Annotated in this window: 2 protein-coding genes and 1 pseudogene; all 3 read right to left on the bottom strand. The window is 31.6% G+C overall.

What is annotated here, in order from left to right; translation table 11 throughout:
* Nucleotides 1-1348: pseudogene (locus ACIQ2S_RS12780) on the bottom strand (hypothetical protein); the annotation flags it as partial.
* A 5-nt stretch (nt 1349-1353) separates the two neighbouring features.
* Entirely contained in the window at nt 1354-2397 is a 1044-nt protein-coding gene (locus ACIQ2S_RS12775) for a DNA cytosine methyltransferase (RefSeq protein ID WP_396176596.1), read from the bottom strand.
* Nucleotides 2394-2662: DNA cytosine methyltransferase (locus ACIQ2S_RS12770; protein WP_396176594.1), on the bottom strand; the 269-nt coding region annotated here is incomplete at its 5' end. The genes ACIQ2S_RS12775 and ACIQ2S_RS12770, both read right to left, overlap by 4 nt.

Here is a 2662-nt window from a genome sequence, read left to right as displayed (position 1 = left end):
TGAATTTTACTTGCCCTAGTTTAAGAGCTAATTCATACGAAATAAAATCACCAAATAGAGAAGGAAACTCCCTGTTCCAATTAGAAATTAAATCGTCAATTATATTATTTCCTTTTGGTGTAATGTGATAATAAAATCTTTCATTTATTTCATCTTTGTCCAATTCTACAAGACCCAAGTCCACGAGGTTTTCACCAATCCATCCAATCCATTTATAATCGCTATTCCCAACACTATTTACATCTAAGTATTTTTCAATTAAATTGATTTCCTCTAGGGTTGTAAGTCTTGCTTCGTTATTTTGTTTAAACAGTTTTTTATTTAGGCACATATTAAGAGCACATATTATTGTTTTCTTAAAAGCTGTCATATTTTCTTTTAACGGAGAAATATCGCTTAACACAGCAAGATATTTGTTTATAAAAAAATCGGGTAAGTGATTTTCACGAGGCCAGTTTTTTAGACTTTCTTTATCAATACCATTCTCAAATAAATATTTTTTTAATTCGTTTTTTAAAATAACACCTCGTCCACTTAATTTCATGTCTTCACCAAGTTGACCGGAAAAATCAGTTAACCAAACTCCTTCAATAAAATCAAACTCAGTCAAATATCTTAGACGTTGTGACCATCCAGACCTTTTAAAACCTTCTAAATCTTTTAGGTCTTCATGTACAATTGTGTCGCTTGTATCATATTTGTCATCTAAATACCAACCCCAAACAACCATTGATTTGATAAAATTTCTGTAAATATTGTTTCCGTTTAATTTGTTATAAATAGGTTCGCTATAGTTGTTCCGTATGTTTTTACAAATCCGTTCAAATTTTTCTTCTCTTGATATATTAAACGAGTTAGCTTTAGAATTAATTATTCTTTCTGCTTCTTGGGATATATTATATGTTTTACCTGTGCCAGGAGGTCCATAGAAGATTTGATTTAGTGGAAATTCATTCCCCTTAGCTTCAATTATATCATCATCTTCTTCAAATAATTCGGTAAACTCTACAGTATCTTGTAATTTATTTTCAAAATAGTCGATAAAACCATCAATAGTAGATTTACGCCATTGATTGGAAACGTAATATTTTACTCCTTTAATTTCAACCAAAGAGTATCTCTTAGTTTTATCCTCTGCGAAGGTTAAATACTCAGCATCACTGGCTATTAATTGTTTGTTGTGAGTCGGGTTTAATTTGGCATCATTAAGTTCACTAATTGCAATCAAATCATATTCGAGAACATACTTAATTGATTCGAGTACTAACTGACGTTTACTTAGATTTTCAAGGCTCAATTGAATTGGACTTAAAAATTTTACATTGTATTTAGTGTAGTCGTTTGCCATCTTATTTATTTTAATATCTTAATTATTTGCTTTGCAATTACATTTGCTAAAAGTGGAGGGACTGCATTGCCAACTTGTTTATATTGACTCCCTTTTGTTCCAAGAAACTCAAAACTATCGGGGAAGCTCTGAATTCTTGCAGATTCTCTTGCTGTTGGAATTCTATTTTCAAAATAGTGAAAGTAATTTCTGTGACCTGTATCGATTGTGTTTGAAGCAAGATTACTATTCATTCGTTGGAAAGCTTTGTTGTATTTTCTAATCTCCCAATATTTCGGAGGTAAGGATTTTATATTGCCACCATCAGGCACAAGTGAAATAACCCTGATTGTTTGTTCATTGTGAATTGTTACTTCATGATTTTTTAAATGTTTAGACTTTTTTCTCATCATTTTTTGGAAATCATTTAATGCTGAACAACTGTATTCTTGAATCTCTTTTGCATCTGCTTTGGTGATATCGCCTATTGCATCGCTTGCCGAAAATTTAAAATCGAATTTTTTGGGAAAAATATATTTTTGGTTTTTTAATCCGACAAAGAAAACTCGTTGTCTATTTTGAGGAACACCGTAATCAGAAGCATTTAGTATTTTGAATTCAACATTATAGCCTAAGTTTCCGAATCTTTCAATAATGTCCTTAACAAATGCTCCTTGGTTAGCTGAAACAAGTCCTCTTACATTTTCGATAACAAAAAACCTCGGCTTTACAATCTCTACCGTTCTGAAAAATTCAAGATATAAATGATTGCGTTCCTTGTTTATCTCATGAATTTTAACTGTTGCATTTGAAAGCCTCGCTGTACTAAAACCTTGGCAAGGTGGGCCTCCAATAACGCCATCAATTTTATTTTTTCTAAGTATTGTGGGAAGTACATCATCATTAAATTTTTTGATATCAATTGTCATTCCAACCTTATTTAATCTATTATGATTATATGTTTTAATAGCATCTTCCCAAAAATCTATAGCAGCAACAGATTCGAAACCTGCCCATTCGAAGCCTAATGACAAGCCACCAACACCAGAAAAAAGATCAATTATTTTCATTTCTTCTTAATAAGTTTAACAATTTCTGTTGCTACTGCTTTCGCTAATAATGGTGGAACTGCATTCCCAACTTGTCTATATTGACTGGTTCTTGAACCCAAAAAAACATAATCGTCATTAAAGGATTGTATTCTAGCAGCCTCTCTAACTGTTGGAATTCTATTATATCTTGGATGAAAGTAATTGCTATGTGCATTACCGGTATCAATAGTCACAGAACACGAATCCTCCTTTAATCTTTTAAATGCTGATGAATGCCTGTTAT

Source organism: Flavobacterium sp., from assembly GCF_044371705.1.
Taxonomy (GTDB): Bacteria; Bacteroidota; Bacteroidia; order Flavobacteriales; family Flavobacteriaceae; genus Flavobacterium.
Note: the sequence above shows the minus strand (reverse complement) of the source record. Positions and strands in the feature narration are given on the sequence as shown.

Coding starts and splice junctions, on each gene's coding strand:
- ACIQ2S_RS12775 (WP_396176596.1), bottom strand. CDS start 2,397: ATGAAAATAATTGATCTTTTTTCTGGTGTTGGTGGCTTGTCATTAGGC.